Raw genomic sequence first — 17,436 nt, 5'->3', positions numbered from 1 at the left:
CCGATCCTCTCACCCGGTGATCTCGAACCTGCGCTCATCCAAGCAGCCGGCACGCAGGTCGGTCACGGTGAGCCGGCGCACCGAGGCCCACCTGGGGCCGTGCCGCAGCCACGCGATCAGCCGGCCCACGGCCTCCGGCTCACCCTGGGCCATGACCTCGACGTCGCCGTCGGGCAGGTTACGGACCCGCCCCACCACCCCCAGCTCCTGGGCGGTGTAGGCGCAGTGGTAGCGGAAGCCCACCCCCTGGACCGTGCCCTGGACCAGGACGTGAACGGTTCTCACAGTGCTGGCACTCAAACCGGCGTCGCTCATGGCTCTATCGTCTCAGGCCCAGGGCCGAGCACGTAGGCTTGCCGCCATGCGTATCGCCACCGTCAACGTCAATGGCATCCGGGCCGCCGCCCGCAAGGGCATGGGGGAGTGGCTCACCGCCTCAGCCCCCGACATCCTCCTGCTCCAGGAGGTCCGGGCCGACGAGCAGATCGCCGTCGACCTCCTGCCCGGCTACGAGACCGCCATCTGGCCCTGCCGCATCAAGGGGCGTGCGGGCGTGGGCGTCGCCGTGCGCGACGGCGGCCCCGCTACCCTCGGCGAGCTGCGCTACGGCGTGGCCGCCCCCGGCACCGAGGAGCCCGACGTCGACTCCGGCCGCTGGCTCGAGGCCGACCTGAGCCTCACCGGCTTCGACGGCATCGAGCGGCTCACTGTCATCTCCGCCTACCTGCACTCCGGCCAGCTGGGCACCGAGAAGATGGACCAGAAGTACGCCCACCTCGAGCTCGTTGACGCTCGCATGGCCGAGCTCCTGGCCGCCGCCCGCGACGGCGGCTCCCAGGTCGTCATGGCCGGGGACCTCAACGTGGTGCGCTCCGAGCGCGACATCAAGAACTGGAAGCCCAACCACAACAAGATCGCCGGCGTCATGGACGAGGAGATCGCCCACCTGGAGGGCTGGTTCGCCTCCGGCTGGGTGGACGCCTCGCGCCACCTCGTGGGGGACGAGGAGCAGGGGCCCTACACGTGGTGGTCCCAGCGCGGCAAGGCCTTCGACAACAACGCCGGCTGGCGGATCGACTACCAGGTCCTCACCCCCGCCCTGGCCGAGCGGGCCCACAGCGTCACTGTGGACCGGGCGCCGGACTACGCCTCGCGCTGGTCCGACCACGCCCCGCTCGTCGTCGAGTACCTCTGAGGACGCCGCTGAGAACCTGCCTCGGCGAGAGGGGCCGACACGACGCTGGCCGGGGGCTCGCACGCCGGTTCGGCTCAGGCTCGCTGCCCGCCGGCCCGCCCACCCTCATCGGGGACTTACCTATCGACCGGGGACTGCGCTGTCCTACACATGACTGGGGTGCCACCATCACCGTTTGGGGGAGAAGTACGTTCTGGTCGGACAACGCAGTTCTCGATCCGTTCTACTGACAGCTGTGCGCGCCAGCCGCTGCCGGCGGGGCGGGCGAGGACTTTCGCGTGCGGTCTGCCCGACCCCGACGGCCTCTCAGTAGCGGATCGCGTCGATCGGCCGGATGCGGGTGGCCACGATCGCCGGGATGATGCCCGCCAGTGCGCCCACGGCGGTGGCCGCGATGAGGCCGATGACGGCGGCCACCATGGGGAAGGGCGGGGTCGTGGTCACCGGGATGTCCAGGAAGGTGCCCAGTGGCGTGACACGCATTCCCACGATCGCGATCCCGATGCCGACGACGCCGGCGACCACGGTGGCCACCACCGACTCCAGCATGATGGAGAAGAAGATGCGTCGGCTCGTCGCCCCGAAGGAGCGCCGCACCCCGATCTCGTGGATGCGTTGACGCACGGTCACCAGCGAGATGTTGACCAGGCTCAGGGCCCCTAGCAGCATGACGAACACGCCGGCGGCCGTGACCACCTGGGTGAAGGTGTTCGCGCTGGAGGTGAAGCTACCGCCCTGGAGGTTGTCCTCGGCCTGGGTCGAGCCCTGACCGAAGCGCGCGTCCAGGTCCTTCTTGGCCAGGCTGGCGACCTCCTTCGCACCGTCCTGACCGGCCCAGATCTCTAGGGTGGGGGCGGGACGGGCGGCGTCCTTGGGCAGCCAGCGCTCATAGGGCGTGTTGAGAGCGAAGGCGGTCACGGGCTGGGTACACGGCAGGTCCTTGTCCCGCTCGGGGTCGCCGCTGCAGCCGATGAGGGAGAGGTCCTCCGCCTCCAGCACGCCGACGATCGTGAAGGAGGTCTGCACCGGGGAGAAGGAGGTGACGGTGACCGGCTCGGTGAGCTGCTGGATCCCCATGGCGTCGAGAAAGCCCCGGGTGACGACCATGCTCGGGGAGAGGTCGTCCTCGTCCTGGGCAGTGAACCAGCGCCCCTGGGAGATGGTCTTGTGGTGCAGGAGCCCGTAGCTCAGGCTCACGGTCTGGGTGGGCACGCTCCGAGCGCCGTCGGGGAAGGAGAATCGGACGTTGGAGGTGTAGGTCGTCGCCCAGGACTTGACGTCGTAGCGCTCGACGAAGCTGTTCATCGCCCCCGAGATCTTCGCCGCGGTCGCAGCGCTGGTCGTGGAGCCTCCGCCCGCGCCACCTGCACCGCCTACACCACCGGCACCACTTGCGCCATTCGCACCACTTGCGCCGTTCGCACCGCCTGCGCCGCCCGCACCGTTGCCGCTGCTTGAGTCTCCGCTGGTGCTCGACTCGGGTGCGTCGTCGGCCTGGAGGGCCTGGTCCAGGCCCTTGCCGGTGGGGCTGACGTTGATCGTCACCGTGCCCGGGCGGCCGGTGTACTTCTCGCTGACCTTGTTGATGGCATCGACGGAGACCTGCCCCAGGGCGATGACGAAGGTCATGGCCGCCACCGCCGCCGCCACGCCCACCAGGGACAGCAGGACCCTCAGCTTGCCGATGCGCAGCTGGGCCCAGGCCTCGACGATGGCGCCGAAGAATCCGGTGAGAATGCCGTTCATGAGGTTCCTTCGTGGCTGGTGGGCGCAGACGGGTAGGGGGATGTTGGAGGGGCGACGACCTCACCGAACTCCTCCAGGCTGCCGGCCTTGCGGCGCGTGACGGAGATCGGGGTGAGGGTGCCGTGGTCGAGCCGGTACTGGGTGTGGGCGCGGCCGGCCACAGCCAGGTCGTGCGTGATGATGATGAGGGCGGCGCCGTTGTCGGCGCACTGGCGCTCCAGGAGTGTCATGACCGAGTTGCCGGTATCGACGTCGAGGGCGCCGGTGGGCTCGTCGGCCAGGATGACGCTGGGGCGCCGGGACAGCGCCCTGGCGATAGCCACCCGCTGCTGCTCGCCTCCCGACAGGCGTGAGATGGGCGAGCCCACCTTGTCTCCCAGGCCCACGGCCTCCAGCAGCTCCGCGGCCCGCGCGCTGCGGGTCCAGAAGGCTCTGCCGGTGTCGTACAGGAGCGGGGCGGCCACGTTCTCGGTGGTGGTCAGCCCCGGGATGAGGTTGAAGGACTGGAAGACGAAGCCGAAGGTCTGCCCCCGCAGGTGGGCGCGGCGGCTCTCCCCGAGCCGGGAGGTGTCGGTACCGGAGAGCGTGTAGCGGCCCGACGTCGGCTTGTCGATGAGGCCCAGGATGTTGAGCAGGGTGGACTTACCCGTTCCCGAGCGTCCCACGATGGCCACGTGCTCACCGGGGGAGACGCTCAGGTTGACTCCCGTGAGGATCTGCAGGGGCTCGGAGTCGGGAACGGTGAAGGTGCGGGTGATCTCCCGCAGCTCCAGCAGCCCGCTCACAGGATCTCCTTGCCTTCGGAGTCGTAGCAGGCGGAGTTGTCCGGCTCGCAGGTGTCCGGCGTCCCGGTGCGGCGCGTGTCCTTGTTGGGGACGAACTGCAGGACCTGCTGGTCGGCCTTGAGGCCGGCGGTGATCTGGATGTTCGTACCGTCCGTGATCCCCAGCTTCACAGCGGTCTTGACCGCCTTGGAGGTGTCCCCGGACTCGGGTACCAGCCACACGAAGCCCGAGCCGACCTTGCCCTCCACGGCGGTGACCGGAACCATCAGTGCGTCTGAGGCGCTGCCCGCGTCAACGCTGATGGTCACCGGCATGCCGGCGAAGACCTTCTGGTCGCCGGGAACCGCGCAGCGCATCTCCACGCTGGTGCCGTCGCCGGAGGTGGTCGTCGTCGAGCCGTCCCCTCCGGTGGTCGTGGAGGTGGAGGCCTTGGTGCCGACCTTGAGGTTGTTGCACTGGAAGGGCGCCGGGCCTCCTTCCAGGGTCAGGGTCGCGGCAGTGGGGGCGTTGGTGAGCCGGTACTGCTGCGCGGCGCTGACGGTGCCGGTGGCCGAGTAGGTCGAGGGGGTGATGGTGGCCACGACGACGCCGACGCCGGTCTCCTGCTGCTTGATGACCTTGGGGTTCACGGTGCCGCTGACGGGGGCGTAGATCGTGGACCAGGTCACCTTGTCCTCGGTCGGGGTCTGGGTGACGTTGCCACTCTCATCGGTCTTGGTCACCGGAGGCTGGGACTCGGAGTGCTTGATGTAGAGCAGCGGGTCGCCGGCACTGACCTGGCTGTCCTTCTCCACGACGACGGAGTCCACCACGCCGGCCAGATCGGCCTGGACCTCGACCGTGGCGTCCTGGACGATATGCCCCTTGACCTCAACCTTGTTGGCGATGCTGCCCTTGGTCACGGTGGCGGTCTTGACATCAGCGGCGTAACCGGGAGAGATGTCAGCGGTGGTGCCGTCGCTCTGCGAGGGGAAGAAGGCGATCTTCACCAGGGCGACGGCGACGACCACCGCGATGAGGGTCTTGAGGGCGGGCCAGACGAAGCGCTTCACGGCGTCCTCCATGGAAGGCAACGGAATCAGCACCGGGAAGAAAGACCGGGATCCTGATTAATACACACAGAGACTATGGCAGGGGTAGTTGCCTGACCTCATCCTGAAGGAGGAACGCTGAAAGCCCTCTCCAACCAAGGTTGGAGAGGGCTGATCGCCATCAGGTGCGGAGGCTCAGCGGTGCGCCGGGCGGCTCAGGCGAGCCGCCCGGCCGGGGCGGCGGGAACCGCATCGAGGAAGGCCGGCGGGTTGAAGCCCTCACGTCGGTAGGCGTCGGCCACGACGGCGGCCACGTCGTGGACGGCGTCGGCGTCCACCAGGGCGATCGCCGAGCCGCCGAACCCGCCTCCGGTCATGCGCGCCCCGTGGGCGCCGGCGGCGCGGGCCGCCTCCACGGCCACGTCCAGTTCGGGGCAGGTGCACTCGTAGTCCACGCGCAGTGACTCGTGCGAGGCGTCCATGAGCCTGCCCGCCTCGGCGAGCTTCTCTCCGCGCAGGGGGCGCCCGTCCTGCAGGAGCGCCACGAGCCGGCGGGTGCGGTCGATCTCGGTGACGACGTGGCGGGTGCGCTTGACCAGCTCATCGGCGTCATCGCCGTCGGTGGCCGAGAGCTGCTCCAGGGCGCCGGGCAGGTCCTCGATCGCGATGTCCGCCAGGAGCTCCACCCCGAGGATCTCGGCGGCGCGCTCGCAGGCGGCTCGCCTGGCCCCGTACTGGCCGTCGTCCAGGGAGTGCTTGGCCTTGGTGTCGATGACCAGAAGGGCCAGGCCCTCGGCGGCCAGGTCGAAGGGCACGTGGGTCACCGAGCCGTCGCGGCAGTCCAGCTCCAGGGCGTGGCCCTCGCGGCAGCGCAGGGAGGCCGACTGGTCCATGCCGCCGGTGGGGGCCCCGGCCATCTCGTTCTCCGTGCGCACGCAGTTGGCCACCAGGCGGGCGCGCCCGGCGTCGTCGGGCTCCTGCGCAGTCCCGGCCAGGCCCAGGTGCGCGACCTCGTCAATGGCGACGGCCGCCGAGCACTCCAGGGCCGCCGAGGAGGACAGCCCACCTCCCAGGGGCACGCAGGAGACGAGGGCGGCGTCGAAGCCGGGCAGGTTCTCAAAGCCGTCGCGCTCCAGGGACCAGGCGACGCCGGCGATGTAGGAGGCCCAGTGCGCCACCTCCCCGGGGGTGCCCTTCGGGCCGATCGTGTCGAGGTCCAAGACGTCGACCTTCTCCCGGGTCTGGGGGGAGACCAGGCGCACGACGCGGTCCTCGCGGCGCCGTAGCGCCAGGTGCGCCCGGTGGGGCAGGGCGATGGGCAGGGCCAGGCCGCCGTTGTAGTCGGTGTGCTCGCCAATGATGTTGACGCGCCCGGGGGCGTACCAGACCCCGTCGGGCTCGGCCTCGAAGACCTCGCGGAACAGGGCGGTGGCGGCCTCGGCGCCCTCCTTGGGGCTCAGTGCAGGGGCGAAGACGGGAGCATCGTTGGTCATCGTGGTCTCCTGTGACGGGTTGTTGGGTGAGTGAGCGGACAGGCTGTGGAAGAGGCGGGGTCGGTGGGGGAGGTGTCAGGTGGCGATGGTCAGGCGGGTGCCGGCCTGTTGCAGGGCGTCGACGCTCTCGGCGTCGGGCTCGGTCTCGGTCACCAGGACCCCGATGTCCCGGGTGGCGCAGAAGGAGCGCAGCCCCAGCACTCCCCACTTGGAGGAGTCCAGCGTGGCCACCACCGTGCGCCCGGCGGCGACCAGCGCCTGGTTGGCGGAGGCCTCCTGCAGGTTGGGGGTCATGAGCCCGGCCTCGGGAGTGAAGCCGTGGGCGCCCAGGAAGACCCACTCCACGCGCATCGTGCGCAGCGCGTCGACCGCCACCAGCCCCACCAGGGCGTTCGACGGCGTGCGCTCACCGCCGGTGATGACCACCGTGGGGGCGTCGCGGTTCTCGGCGCGGGCGGCGTCGGCGGCGTCGAAGAGAACCTGCGCGGCGGGCAGCGAGTTCGTGATGACGGTCAGGGTGGGGAAGTACTCCAGCTCGGTCAGGGCTTGGGCGAGTGCCAATGTGGTGGTCCCGGCCGACAGCGCCAGGGAGTCCCCGGGGCGGACCATGGCGGCCGCGGCCTGGCCGATGCGGCGCTTGGCCTCCAGGTTGAGGGTCGACTTGGCGGTGAACCGCGGCTCGAGGGTGGTGGGGCCGGCCGCCACCGCCCCGCCGTGGACGCGCTCGACCAGGCCCTGGGTGACGAGCTCGGTGATGTCGCGGCGCACGGTCATCTCGGAGATCCCCAGCTCCTCGACGATGTCGGCCACCCGGACCCCGCCGGTGGCCGCGACCCGCTCCAGGATGTGCTCCTGGCGCTGACGAGCGAGCATTGGGGCCGGGCGGGGCGATCCGACGGTGGAGGCTGACAGGCCGGGTTGCATGAGGCCAGTCTGCCAGACCTCGGCGCCGAAAACGACATGTTCGCACGTTCCCGCACAGAGTCGCACAGCGAAAGGAGCGCCGCTGTTCCACCCGTTCGGTCGGTCATGGCACACTTATCCCGCTCGTGCCGCTCGCCCGGCTGGGATAACAGGGGCGTGACACGGTAATGTGTTCGAGTCACCCTCGTGGTCATGCGTTCTCCGGACGCAAGAACTCACATCAACCCGACCAGCCAGTCATCCCGTAGGAGCCCAGGAGTCATGCAGATCCCCGCACCAGACGCGCACCAGTGCGTCATCGGTGTGGCCATCGCCCTGCCCTCCCACTACGCCGCCCAGGTGCGAGCGGTGCGGGAGGCCGCCGGGGATCCTCTCGCCGAGGTCGTGCCGCCTCACATCACGCTGCTGCCGCCCACGGCCGTCGACGTCGACTCCTTCGAGGAGGTCATGCGGCACCTGCGCGACGTGGCTGCTGGGACGAGTCCCTTCGAGGTGCGTCTGGATGAGGTCGGTACCTTCCGGCCCGTCAGCCCCGTGGTCTACCTCGGTCTGCGCAGTGGTGCCGAGGAGTGCGACCGTCTTCAGGCGCGGGTGCGCGACCGTCGGGGACCCCTGGCCCGTTCACTCAGCTTCCCTTTCCACCCGCACGTGACTCTGGCTCACGAGGTCGCCGAGGACGGCCTCGACACCGCGGCGAGGAAGGGCGCGGGCCTGACCATGGACTTCACCGTCACCGAGCTTCATCTCTACCGCCATCGCGGCCGGCCCGCCGACCACAGTGGCAGCCGGTGCTCGGCTTCGGAGGAGGGCTGGGACGTGGTGGCCTCCTTCGCCTTCGGCGGCTCCCTCGCCTCCGGCGCCCCCGCTGGTAGTCAGGCTCCGGTGGTCCCGACGACTCCGGTGGTCTCGGTGTGATCGAACGCGTCAAGGCGTTGCTGGCCGCCGGGCGGCGCACACGGGTGGGCCGGGCCCTGGTCCGTTACGGCACGGCGCGCGGCGCACTCATGGCCGGAGGGATCGCCTACACCGGCATGTTCTCGGTCTTCGCCGTGCTCGCCATCGGCGTGAGCATGCTCATGGCGATGCTCGGTCAGCACCCCACCATTCGGGCTGCCGTCGTGGACTCCATCAACTCTCTGCTGCCCGGTGTCATCGACACCGGCGACGGCAAGGGGCTGGTCTCGGTCAAGCAGCTGACGCTCTCCTCGGCGCTCAACCTGGGATCAGTGCTGGCGGCCGGGGCCTTCATCTACTCCGTCATCAGCCTCATGGGCACTCTCAAGATCGCCCTGCGGGCCATGTTCGGGCTGGTCAATCCCGTCATGAGGCCGGTGATCGGGCAGCTGGCGAATATCGCGGGGTTCCTCGTCATCGTGGCCGGAGTGCTGGTGACCGCCGTCGCCTCGGTGGTGACGACGACGCTGTCGGGCAGTGTCGGTCGGACCCTGGGGCTGCCGCAGTCGTTGACCGGAACCGGGGCGTGGGTGACGACGCTCCTGCTCTCCTTCCTCATCGACACCGGTGTCCTGGCGCTGCTCATCACCATGTGCGGCATCCGCCCTCCCCGACGCGACCTGGTGCAGGGCTGCATGCTGGGCGCCTTCGCTCTGGGTGTGCTGCGCCAGGTGGGAACCGGGGCGGTCGGCTCGGTGACGCGCAACCCGCTGCTGGCCTCCTTCGCCGCCATCGCCGTCCTCATCCTGTGGCTGCACCTGACCAGCCGCGTCGTACTGCTCGTGGCGGCCTGGATGGCCAACCCGCCGCTGCCCCGCGACGTCGACCACCCCGACGAGGTCCACGCCCACGAGCGTCCCAACTACGTGACGCTCTCCGTGCCCGAGACCCTGACCTGGCCCCGCCAGTCCATCACCGGCAGCCTCGAGGCGGACCCGACGGCGCACCCCGACTACGTCCCCCCGGTGCCGATCCCGTGAGGAGTTGACTGGGTTTCTTCGTGGGTGAGATGGTTACGGCAGCCTGGCGAGTTGGCGCAGAACTTCATTGACGCGCCCCGAGAATACGGGGCATCGAGCATGAACGAGAGCGTCGTCTAGTTGTTGTCGGTTTGGATGTCCCTGCCAGTACTCCAGCTGTATTTTCACGATAGGGAGGAGGCAGGTAGGGTTGGAGTCGGCTACGAGCGTGAAGAAGTCATCAGGGTTAATGATCTCGTATACTTCATTGTCTGGGCTCGAGGTGAAATCGGAAGGGCGGTCCTGCGCGAGGATAAAGTCCGCGTTCTGAGAGGTGGCTGCCGCATGTGCGTGGTAGTCGTTTGAAAAGTCTAGCCCGCCTGGAAAGTCGCTCACGACGCTGTCCATGCATTGAGGCTTATTCACAGGGCTAGCCGACTCCAGCATCTGCGCAGGTCAGAGCGCCTTTGACGGGTGCTGTGAATAAGCCTCCTTACACCCCTTGTCTGTCAACTCGGCCGCCCGACCAGCCCTGATTGCGTCCAACAGTACCCGGTCATCGTAACCAACTAAGTACGGGAATGGACTGGTGGCAGCCCATTCCTCACTCATGAACAGCATCCGAGTGCACGGCATGGTGAGGTGAAGGGCCATTATGGCTAGCGTCAGGCCCTGGTCAACACGCACCGTCGGCTGCTCACCCGTGGCAGTGTTTCCCAGAATGTCATGACTCAGGTACGCACTGACTCAACGCTCGGGATACGCATCCCGATGATGCTGTATGAGGTTCCGAAGAGCCGCGCGTCGCCTCCCACCATCGCCTCCCGCTTCAGCGAGGTCGCGAAGGTGCCCGCCGATCCAGGAGTCCCAGCACATGTCAACGCCGAAGCCACCCTCATCAATGGGCTTCGTGGCCAGCGCGCTCTGGGGTGACAACTCAATGATCAACCACCGCTTCCAAGTTTTCCGCCCCAACCTGTCGACAGCGTTCCGAATGTCCTCCGTCACCGACCGAAATCCATCGGTGCTGAGGTGTTGCACAGTGTCAAGACGCAATCCGTCTAGGTGAAAATCGGCCAACCAACGACGAGCCGATTCAGCCATTACCATTCGCACCTGCTCATGTCCTGGCTGGTTGAAGTTCACTGATTTACCCCATGGCGTCTTCGCCTCCGTGTGAAAATACGGTGCCAGGTACTTATGGGGAGCGCCCTGAGGGCCGAGGTGGTTGTATACGACATCCAGGACGACTCCCAGCCCCACAGCGTGGCAAGCATTGACGAAACGTTGAAGTCCCATAGGTCCGCCGAACTCCGATCTCACTGTCTCAGGCAGAACGCTGTCGTAACCCCAACCGCCCCTCTCCGGCGAAACTCCAACTGGCATAATCTCCACAGCAGTCACCCCGAGGCTCCTCAGATGCTCCAAGCGCGTGGCGGCCGCTTCAAACGTCCCCTCCGGGGTGAACAGTCCGATGTGCATTTCATAGAGCATACTACCCGGAATCTTAACGCCTCCCCACTTCTCGTCGGTCCAGGGAAACGCGGCGGGATCGAAGGCCCTTGCTGGACCCGCATATCCGGTGGGGAACTACCGAGCACCGGGATCAGGAAGCAAAAGTTGTTCATCGACAAGCAAGCGATAGTCTGTGCCAAGCGGAAGCTCGGCGGTCCAGTATCCGACGTCGTCCTGGGACATCTGGACCACACCGTCACCGAGCCAGAAGCCGCTCTAGCGTCTCAACGTCGACAAAACTCGTGTGTGTCCCGAGGGTCCCACACGCCCAGGCGCCACCCACCGCGCCCGCGCGGGCGGCCTCGAAGATATCGTCGTGGTCCAAGTAGTGGCACAGAAAAGCCGCCACAAAACTGTCGCCAGCCCCGTTGCTATCCACGACCGGACGACCGGGAATAGAGATCGGGCTGATCCGCAGTGGCAACTCGTCCGACCGTCGCCACACACGGGCCCCCTCGCTCCCGGCCATCACCACCACGAACTGGGCGCGCCCTCGGGAGAAAACGTCTGCGACCACGCCGGACTCGTCCCTTAGCGCCGCGGCTGACACAAAGACGTAGTCGGCACCGTAGGCAAAGTCTTTATGATAGTCGGCAACACCATCCCAGTCATGTAGGTCGGTTGACGTCGACCGACCTGCGGCAACAGCGTCCCGCAAGGCGTACCTCGCCCAGTTCATGATTGAGACGTGCACGTGACGGGACCTCTCGATGCCCTCGCGCCACAGCGACGAATCGGGAATGAAATCGAACGGATGTCGTGGATCGTACAGGGACATGCGCTGTCCTTCCTCGGTCACCAAATTCACCGAGCGTCGCGTGCCGCTGATGTGTGTGACGAATGTTATCGGGATCCCAGCAGCTGAGTAAGCGTCCTGGATGAGCCGACCTTCAGCGTCATCTCCGATCACGTCCGCCATGGCGGAGGCGCGGCCAAGCGTGTGGACACCGAGGGCCACGCCGTTACCCGTGTGACCCACGACGGTCACGATGGGCGGAACCATCATGGAATCCACAACAGGGAGGGGCAAGGATTTCACTCGGACGATGTGATCGACTCCCACGCCGCCTACCACCAGAACATCTGTCTGAGTCATTTTCTCTCCATTTTCCTTCACGTGAGTTCAGCCCACACTGGACTGCTGGGTGTTTTTCGGACAGCGCTTGTTTGTGTTTCAGGCTGACTTCTTCAGGTCCAGGAAATCGCTTTCGGCCTCGTTCGGGGTGCGATACCCTAGAGCTGAGTGAAGACGAGTACGATTGTATCTCAGCTCGATCCATGAGGCAATGTCCTTGATCGCCTTGTCCTTCGTGGGATACACCATTCGGTGGACTCTCTCGTTCTTGAGCGTGGCGTTGAACGACTGAAGCCCAAGCGTTGTCCCAGCACACCCCCGTACGCCCCACTGACGGGAGAATGCCATAGGAGTTGAGGTGGTCCAGGAACTTCTGGGACGTGTATTGGTTCCCTCTGTCGGAGTGAAAGATCGTCACACCCTCCTCGACCGGGCATCTCCTGACCGCCATGTCAATGGCCTGGCACACCAGGGAGGTGTGCATGTGGTCGGCCATCGCGTAACCCACCACCTTCTTGGTGCAGCAGTCCAGAACTGTCGCAAGATAAACGAATCCGGTCCACGTCCTGACATAGGAGGGGCACCTCCCGCTTGCGGGGGAATGTCCCCGCACCACTTACGTCCAGGTTCGTCAGCGGCGGGAGTCCCGCCGGAGCAGGTCGGGCCGCTCGTCCAGGTCCTGGGCCGGCACGGTAGTTCGGATCTTTGCCCGCGGCCCGGCGGCCTGTAGCCCCAGGTTACGCATGATGGCGCGGATCGTGGAACCGCCGGCCCGTACACCGCGCTGCTCCAGGATCACCTGGATTCGCCGGTACCCGTAGGGCCATCGGAGTGCTCAAAAATGTCCTTAATCATCATGTCCAGCTCCTCCCTCCGAATGGCCGTCTGTGACTGGGGCCGGTCGCGCTAGGAGTAGTACCCTGATTTTGATGCCCTGGACCACCGGCACATTGAGGCTTATTCATAGGGGTGTTTAGGGTGTTTAAAAGGGGGTGTGTGTCGTTAGATAGGGTGGCGGCTTGCTCTTGAGAGAATCTTTGGTGACTAAGCCAGCTCAACCAAGAAGCAAACCGCCATGACGAATAGTAGCACGAGGATCACTCGCGATGATGTCCTGGACCTGTGCGAGGCCATTCACGCTTCCGGCCCCCTGCCGGTGTTCGGGGCGAGGGCGCTGGGGCTGTTCCTGTGTGTACGCCTGACCCTGACCTACCTGCGCCACAACCTGCCCCAGGAGCTGCTCGCCGAGGTCTACTGCGTCTGGCAGGCCACCGCCTCCCGCGTCATCGCCGCCTACACGCCCCTGATCGCCCGGGCTCTTCAGGAGCACGTGCCTACGGTGGAGGACCTGGACCCCACGGCCCAGCTGATCATCGACGGCACCCTACTTCAGTGCTGGTCCTGGAAAGACCACCCGAGCTTGACTTAAGGCAAGCACAAGACCACAGGGCTGAACGTCCAGGTCGCCTGCACCCTGTCAGGGACCCTGGCCTGGGTCTCCGACCCCCAGGACGGATGCACGCACGACGCCAAGACCCTGCGCCGCTGCGGCCTGCTCGACGCACCCGCCACCGACCTACCAGACGGAGTCTCACCACCACGCCATATCGGCGACAAGGGGTACATCGGACTGGGCATGATCACCTCGAAAAGAAAACCCCCACACCTGCCGCTCCACCCAGACGACAAGACCTACAACAAAACCGTCAACCAGATCCGCTACAAAATCGAGCAAGTCATCGCCAACATCAAAACATGGAGAGTCCTGCACACCGGCTACAGAAGACCACTAGAAACCTTCCCAGAAACCATCACAGCCACCCTCGGACTCATATTCACATACACCCCACGAATAAGCCTCATTCCTTCATGAGTTCAAGACGCCTGGATATCCTTATTCCTGGTGCGCGAGGATTGTTTCTGCGCATGTTGTAAAGCACTTCACTGAAAACGTCTTGAGTGCTGATGAGCTGGAACATCCCTGGATTCTCTTCGTGCAGAAAGAAAAGCCAGTCCATGAGGGTTTTGCTGAAGAGGATATTTGCGTCCACAAATACTATTTGCTTCTTCATGAGGTTGAAGCGTATCTGGGGCGGGGTGTTTCAGTCGTTGAAGAACTCGAAGTCGCCTTCGGCGTCGAGAGCGCGCAGCTCCTCGCACCTCTTGCGACGCTCGGACTCTCGCTGATCGCGTAGCTTCATGACTTCTGTGAGGTGGAAGCGTGTGTGTGCACCTACTTTAAAGGAATCGATCTTGCCTTCGCGGCTCCACCGCAGAAGGGTGGGGCGTGAGACGCCCAGGAGGTTGGCTGCGACTGTACTCGTCAGCTCCTCCGGCATCTGTCCGATACTGACGGAGCCGCCCTCGCCGATGATTCTCAGGGTGTGGAAGAGCATGTCTTGCAGTGATGAGGGGAGGGGGGTGTCGTGTCCGTCTGCGGATCGCAGGATGAAGGTGGCTTCACGTCGGGCTGACGCGACTCGTGCGTCATGTGCGGTCCGTGAGGGGATGGTGATCCGCTCGGTGGTGCGTGCAAGGGTGGTGGCCGTCATCGCCTGCTCCTTTCGTGGCGTGCGGTCCTTTCTGAGCGTCTACAACGTAACGCATGTTCACTTATATGTGAAAGTAGTGCTGTGGGGTGGGTGCTGATGGTTGTCAGAAGAGCGGCCTGGTTCTGCCGGAGCTCGAAGTACCAACCAGGGCGATAGCCTGTCCCGGTGACTGACACTCCTGGCAACCCTGGCAACCCCGGCGGCTCCACTCGGGTCGCACATCCCAGCGGCTCGACACCCTGCGACGGCTCAGCGCCGGCCATTCACGCCATCATCCCCGCCGGAGGCGCGGGCACCCGGCTGTGGCCGCTCAGCCGACGCAGGCGCCCCAAGTTCCTCCTCGACCTCACCGGGGCCGGCCGCAGCCTCCTGCAGGACACCGTCGAGCGCCTGGCCCCCCTGACCGCCACCACGACGGTCGTCACCGGCGTCGCCCACATCGCCGCCGTCGCCGACCAGCTCCCAGACGTCCCGCGCGACAACCTCCTGGCCGAGCCCTCCCCGCGCGACTCCATGGCGGCCATCGGCCTGGCCGCCGCCGTCATCGCCCACCGCCACGGGCGAGACGCCGTCATCGGATCCTTCGCCGCCGACCACACCGTTGCCGACCGTGCCGCCTTCGCCGACGCCGTCCGCCAGGCCGCCCGCCTGGCCGAGCAGGGATGGGTGGTCACCATCGGGATCGAGGCCACCGGCCCCTCGACCGCCTTCGGCTACATCCACGCCGGCGACCCCACCGACGTGCCCGGAGCCCCCGACGGACGCCGGGTCCTGGGCTTCACCGAGAAGCCCGACGCCGACACCGCCGCCGCCTACCTGGCCACCGGCGACTACCGCTGGAACGCAGGCATGTTCGTGGTCCGCGCCGGCGTCCTCCTGGACCACCTCGCCGAGCTCAGGCCCCAGCTGGCCCAGGGCATCGAGGCCATCGCCGCCGCCTGGGACGCCCCCGAGCGCGAGGAGGTTCTCGCTGAGCGCTGGCCCGCCCTGGAGAAGATCGCCATCGACCACGCCATCGCCGAGCCGGTGGCCGCCGCCGGGGGAGTGGCCACCGTGCCGGTCTCCATGGGCTGGAACGACGTCGGCGGCTTCGACGCCCTGACCGACCTCGTTCCGCCGCGCACCGAGGGGCCGGCCACCGGGGCCGGCGTCCTCGACGACACCAACGACACCGACGGCTCTGCCGACGACGCCGCCCCCGTTGCCCCTCGCGCAGAGATCCGGGCCCTCGACTCCGACGGCGCCCTCGTCGCCTCCACCTGCGGACGCACGGTCGTGCTCCTGGGGGTGCCGGGCACCGTCGTCGTCGACACTCCCGACGCGCTCCTGGTCACCACCCCTGAGCGCGCCCAGGACGTCAAGGGCGTCGTCGACGCCCTCAAGGCGGCCGGCCGAGAGGACCTGCTCTAGCTGAACCACTGCGCTAGGAGCCGTCTTGTCCCCTCGACTTCTGAGACACTCACGCGCTCGCGATTCCGGGATAGGGCTGGTTACCCCGAAGGTGATGGTGGGGCGCCTTGAACATCGACTCAGCAGGGTTCTAGCGGCGCAGCCCGACACCCTCACCCCAGGTCCGACTCCACTGGCCCCGGCTTGGCGCCTGCTCGGGGCCAGGAGGTCGTGGTCCGACGTCGGCTCGGGCCCGGGCCTTCTCAGAGCCGCCCTACTCCACGAGGGTCGGGATCTACTGGTCATGGGTTGTGCGTACTGCACGAAGGCCCTACCTACCTGGAGTACCCCCATCCCTCCTCCAGCAGCACCCGGGCCTCGTGCATTGCAACCAGACGACGCCGGACGCCACCCGAGCTGCTGCGAGCAGCCTCGCCGGCCCCTGTCGGCGAGGCACGCAGCGGCAATCGGGGCCGGCCGGCCGACCCTTTGAGGGGCCCGACGCCGGAAGAAGACAGTCCTCCGGCGCCGAGCCCCTCGTCGAAACCACGACGATCACGAGATCATCTGGGTGGAACAGGTGGTGTGATAATGAGAGGTTTTCACCTATCCTTAACACTCGAATGTGTCCCCCGTCGCACGTGAGAACCACGGAGGTTTCCATGAAGAAGGCCTGCTCCGCGATGACACTCGTCGCGGCCGTGGCCCTGGTCCTGGCCGCCTGCGGGACGCCGCCGACGCAGCGGCCCACCCGCAACCTGGAGGGCGCCAAGGACTTCACCGCCTGCATGCTCTCCGATGAGGGCGGATTCGACGACCACTCCTTCAACGAGTCCGGCAAGAAGGGCCTGGACCGGGCCGGCAGGGAGCTGGGAGTCAAGACCATCGCCGTGCAGTCGGAAAGCTCGGCCGACTACGCCACCAACATCTACGCGCTCATCCAGCAGAACTGCAAGCTCGTCATCGGCGTCGGCTTCAACATCGCCGCCGACCTCACCGAGTCGGCCAAGGCCAACCCCGACATCCAGTTCGCCCTCATCGACGCCTCCTTCATCGGCGCCGACGGAAAGCCCGCCACCCTGCCCAACACCAAGCCGCTGCTGTTCAAGACGGCCGAGGCCGCCTACCTGGCCGGATACGCCGCCGCCGGCACCTCCCGCACCGGGGTCGTGGGCACCTACGGCGGCAAGCCCCTGCCCACCGTCCAGATCTTCATGGACGGCTTCGCCAAAGGCGTGGCCCGCTACAACCAGGACACCGGCGCCCAGGTCCAGGTCAAGGGCTGGGACACCACCACCGGCAAGGGCGGCTCCTTCGTCGGCAACTTCACCGACGCCGCCAAAGGCCAGGCCATCACCGAGCAGTTCATCTCCCAGGGCGCGGACGTCATCATGCCGGTGGCCGGCCCCGTCGGCCAGGGCACGCTGTCCTCCGTGCGCCAGAAGAACGACGCCGGAGGCACCAACGCCGTCATCTGGGTCGACTCCGACGGCTACACCTCCACCGGCGACGGCAGCATCATCATGACCTCCGTGGTCAAGGAGATCGGCAACTCGGTCTTCGACACCGTCAAAAACGCCTCCGAGGGGAGATTCTCCTCCGAGCCCTACATCGGAACCCTCAAGAACAACGGGGTGGCCGCCGCACCCTTCCACGACTTCGACTCCCGGGTACCGGCGCCGGTCAAGGCCAGGCTCGAGGAGCTGCGAGGCCAGATCATCGACGGGACCCTCGACGTCTCCACCCCCTATGACCCCTCCTGAACGCCCGGCCGGGGCCGGCGCCCCGAGCCTCCACCGCCACCCGGAAGCGAGCCTG

18 protein-coding genes and 3 pseudogenes are annotated in these 17,436 nt (G+C 66.7%); 7 read left to right on the top strand and 14 right to left on the bottom strand.

The window, feature by feature from the left end:
• Positions 1-9: 9 nt before the first annotated feature.
• On the bottom strand, positions 10-315 hold the full coding sequence (locus tag RIV14_RS07420; RefSeq protein ID WP_075372149.1) for an acylphosphatase: 306 nt from the start codon (positions 313-315) through the stop codon (positions 10-12).
• Positions 316-361: 46 nt separating this feature from the next.
• Between RIV14_RS07420 and RIV14_RS07415 the strand changes: the two genes are divergently transcribed.
• Positions 362-1,195 (top strand): exodeoxyribonuclease III, encoded by an 834-nt coding sequence (locus RIV14_RS07415; RefSeq protein ID WP_075372148.1) that lies wholly within the window; start codon positions 362-364, stop codon positions 1,193-1,195.
• Between the two features lie 306 nt (positions 1,196-1,501).
• On the opposite strand, the gene RIV14_RS07410 is transcribed toward RIV14_RS07415, so the two are convergent.
• The 5 genes from RIV14_RS07410 to RIV14_RS07390 all read right to left on the bottom strand — a co-directional run bounded on the left by RIV14_RS07410 (position 1,502) and on the right by RIV14_RS07390 (position 7,123).
• On the bottom strand, positions 1,502-2,941 hold the full coding sequence (locus tag RIV14_RS07410; RefSeq protein ID WP_075372147.1) for an ABC transporter permease: 1,440 nt from the start codon (positions 2,939-2,941) through the stop codon (positions 1,502-1,504).
• On the bottom strand, positions 2,938-3,726 hold the full coding sequence (locus RIV14_RS07405; RefSeq protein ID WP_075372146.1) for an ABC transporter ATP-binding protein: 789 nt from the start codon (positions 3,724-3,726) through the stop codon (positions 2,938-2,940). Before RIV14_RS07405 ends, RIV14_RS07410 begins: the two co-directional genes overlap by 4 nt.
• Positions 3,723-4,790: a permuted SH3 domain-containing protein gene (locus RIV14_RS07400; RefSeq protein WP_075372202.1), complete on the bottom strand. Its 1,068-nt coding sequence runs from the start codon at positions 4,788-4,790 to the stop codon at positions 3,723-3,725. Before RIV14_RS07400 ends, RIV14_RS07405 begins: the two co-directional genes overlap by 4 nt.
• A 182-nt stretch (positions 4,791-4,972) precedes the next feature.
• Positions 4,973-6,250, bottom strand: coding sequence for a galactokinase (galK, locus tag RIV14_RS07395; RefSeq protein WP_309325076.1), 1,278 nt, complete (start codon positions 6,248-6,250; stop codon positions 4,973-4,975).
• 75 nt (positions 6,251-6,325) lie between these two features.
• Positions 6,326-7,123 carry a DeoR/GlpR family DNA-binding transcription regulator gene (locus RIV14_RS07390; protein ID WP_075373526.1) on the bottom strand — a complete coding sequence of 266 codons (798 nt, stop codon included), beginning with the start codon at positions 7,121-7,123 and terminating at the stop codon, positions 6,326-6,328.
• A gap of 312 nt (positions 7,124-7,435) precedes the next feature.
• Here RIV14_RS07390 and RIV14_RS07385 point away from each other — a divergent pair, with 312 nt between their 5' ends.
• Complete coding sequence (locus RIV14_RS07385) at positions 7,436-8,089, top strand: 2'-5' RNA ligase family protein (protein WP_075373527.1); 654 nt, start codon at positions 7,436-7,438, stop codon at positions 8,087-8,089.
• On the top strand, positions 8,086-9,108 hold the full coding sequence (locus RIV14_RS07380) for a YihY/virulence factor BrkB family protein (RefSeq protein ID WP_075373528.1): 1,023 nt from the start codon (positions 8,086-8,088) through the stop codon (positions 9,106-9,108). Before RIV14_RS07385 ends, RIV14_RS07380 begins: the two co-directional genes overlap by 4 nt.
• A gap of 33 nt (positions 9,109-9,141) precedes the next feature.
• Here RIV14_RS07380 and RIV14_RS07375 read toward each other — a convergent pair whose 3' ends face one another.
• The 6 genes and pseudogenes from RIV14_RS07375 to RIV14_RS13725 all read right to left on the bottom strand — a co-directional run.
• Entirely contained in the window at positions 9,142-9,495 is a 354-nt protein-coding gene (locus tag RIV14_RS07375; protein ID WP_075373529.1) for a hypothetical protein, read from the bottom strand.
• Positions 9,496-9,834: 339 nt separating this feature from the next.
• Positions 9,835-10,569 (bottom strand): alpha-amylase family glycosyl hydrolase, encoded by a 735-nt coding sequence (locus RIV14_RS07370; protein ID WP_178387923.1) that lies wholly within the window; start codon positions 10,567-10,569, stop codon positions 9,835-9,837.
• 229 nt (positions 10,570-10,798) lie between these two features.
• Positions 10,799-11,698, bottom strand: a complete 900-nt coding sequence (locus tag RIV14_RS07365) for a carbohydrate kinase family protein (protein ID WP_075373532.1) — start codon at positions 11,696-11,698, stop codon at positions 10,799-10,801.
• A 78-nt stretch (positions 11,699-11,776) separates the two neighbouring features.
• Entirely contained in the window at positions 11,777-12,025 is a 249-nt protein-coding gene (locus tag RIV14_RS07360) for an integrase core domain-containing protein (protein WP_309325073.1), read from the bottom strand.
• Positions 12,006-12,290: pseudogene (locus RIV14_RS13730) on the bottom strand (transposase); the annotation flags it as partial. The gene RIV14_RS07360 and the pseudogene RIV14_RS13730, both read right to left, overlap by 20 nt.
• Positions 12,291-12,308: 18 nt before the next feature.
• Positions 12,309-12,488: pseudogene (locus RIV14_RS13725) on the bottom strand (IS3-like element ISGmo1 family transposase); the annotation flags it as partial.
• 264 nt (positions 12,489-12,752) lie between these two features.
• On the opposite strand from RIV14_RS13725, the gene RIV14_RS07355 reads away from it, so the two are divergent.
• Entirely contained in the window at positions 12,753-13,106 is a 354-nt protein-coding gene (locus tag RIV14_RS07355; protein WP_309325071.1) for a transposase family protein, read from the top strand.
• A gap of 15 nt (positions 13,107-13,121) precedes the next feature.
• Positions 13,122-13,550: pseudogene (locus RIV14_RS07350) on the top strand (transposase family protein); the annotation flags it as partial.
• Here RIV14_RS07350 and RIV14_RS07345 read toward each other — a convergent pair.
• Both RIV14_RS07345 and RIV14_RS07340 read right to left on the bottom strand, forming a co-directional pair.
• Positions 13,537-13,749 (bottom strand): hypothetical protein, encoded by a 213-nt coding sequence (locus RIV14_RS07345; protein WP_143224224.1) that lies wholly within the window; start codon positions 13,747-13,749, stop codon positions 13,537-13,539. The pseudogene RIV14_RS07350 and the gene RIV14_RS07345 sit on opposite strands and share 14 nt — an antisense overlap.
• 30 nt (positions 13,750-13,779) lie before the next feature.
• Positions 13,780-14,229 (bottom strand): helix-turn-helix domain-containing protein, encoded by a 450-nt coding sequence (locus RIV14_RS07340; protein ID WP_075372817.1) that lies wholly within the window; start codon positions 14,227-14,229, stop codon positions 13,780-13,782.
• Positions 14,230-14,394: 165 nt separating this feature from the next.
• Between RIV14_RS07340 and RIV14_RS07335 the strand changes: the two genes are divergently transcribed.
• Positions 14,395-15,639: a mannose-1-phosphate guanylyltransferase gene (locus RIV14_RS07335; protein ID WP_428978871.1), complete on the top strand. Its 1,245-nt coding sequence runs from the start codon at positions 14,395-14,397 to the stop codon at positions 15,637-15,639.
• Between the two features lie 641 nt (positions 15,640-16,280).
• A complete protein-coding gene (locus RIV14_RS07330) occupies positions 16,281-17,381 on the top strand; it encodes a BMP family lipoprotein (RefSeq protein ID WP_075372818.1) in 1,101 nt (366 codons plus the stop codon).
• Positions 17,382-17,436: the final 55 nt, after the last annotated feature.

Origin of the sequence: Actinomyces acetigenes, assembly GCF_031296635.1 — a bacterium.
Taxonomy (GTDB): Bacteria; Actinomycetota; Actinomycetes; order Actinomycetales; family Actinomycetaceae; genus Actinomyces; species Actinomyces acetigenes.
The sequence above is the reverse complement of the archived record's forward strand: the minus strand, read 5'-3'. Positions and strand labels throughout refer to the sequence as shown.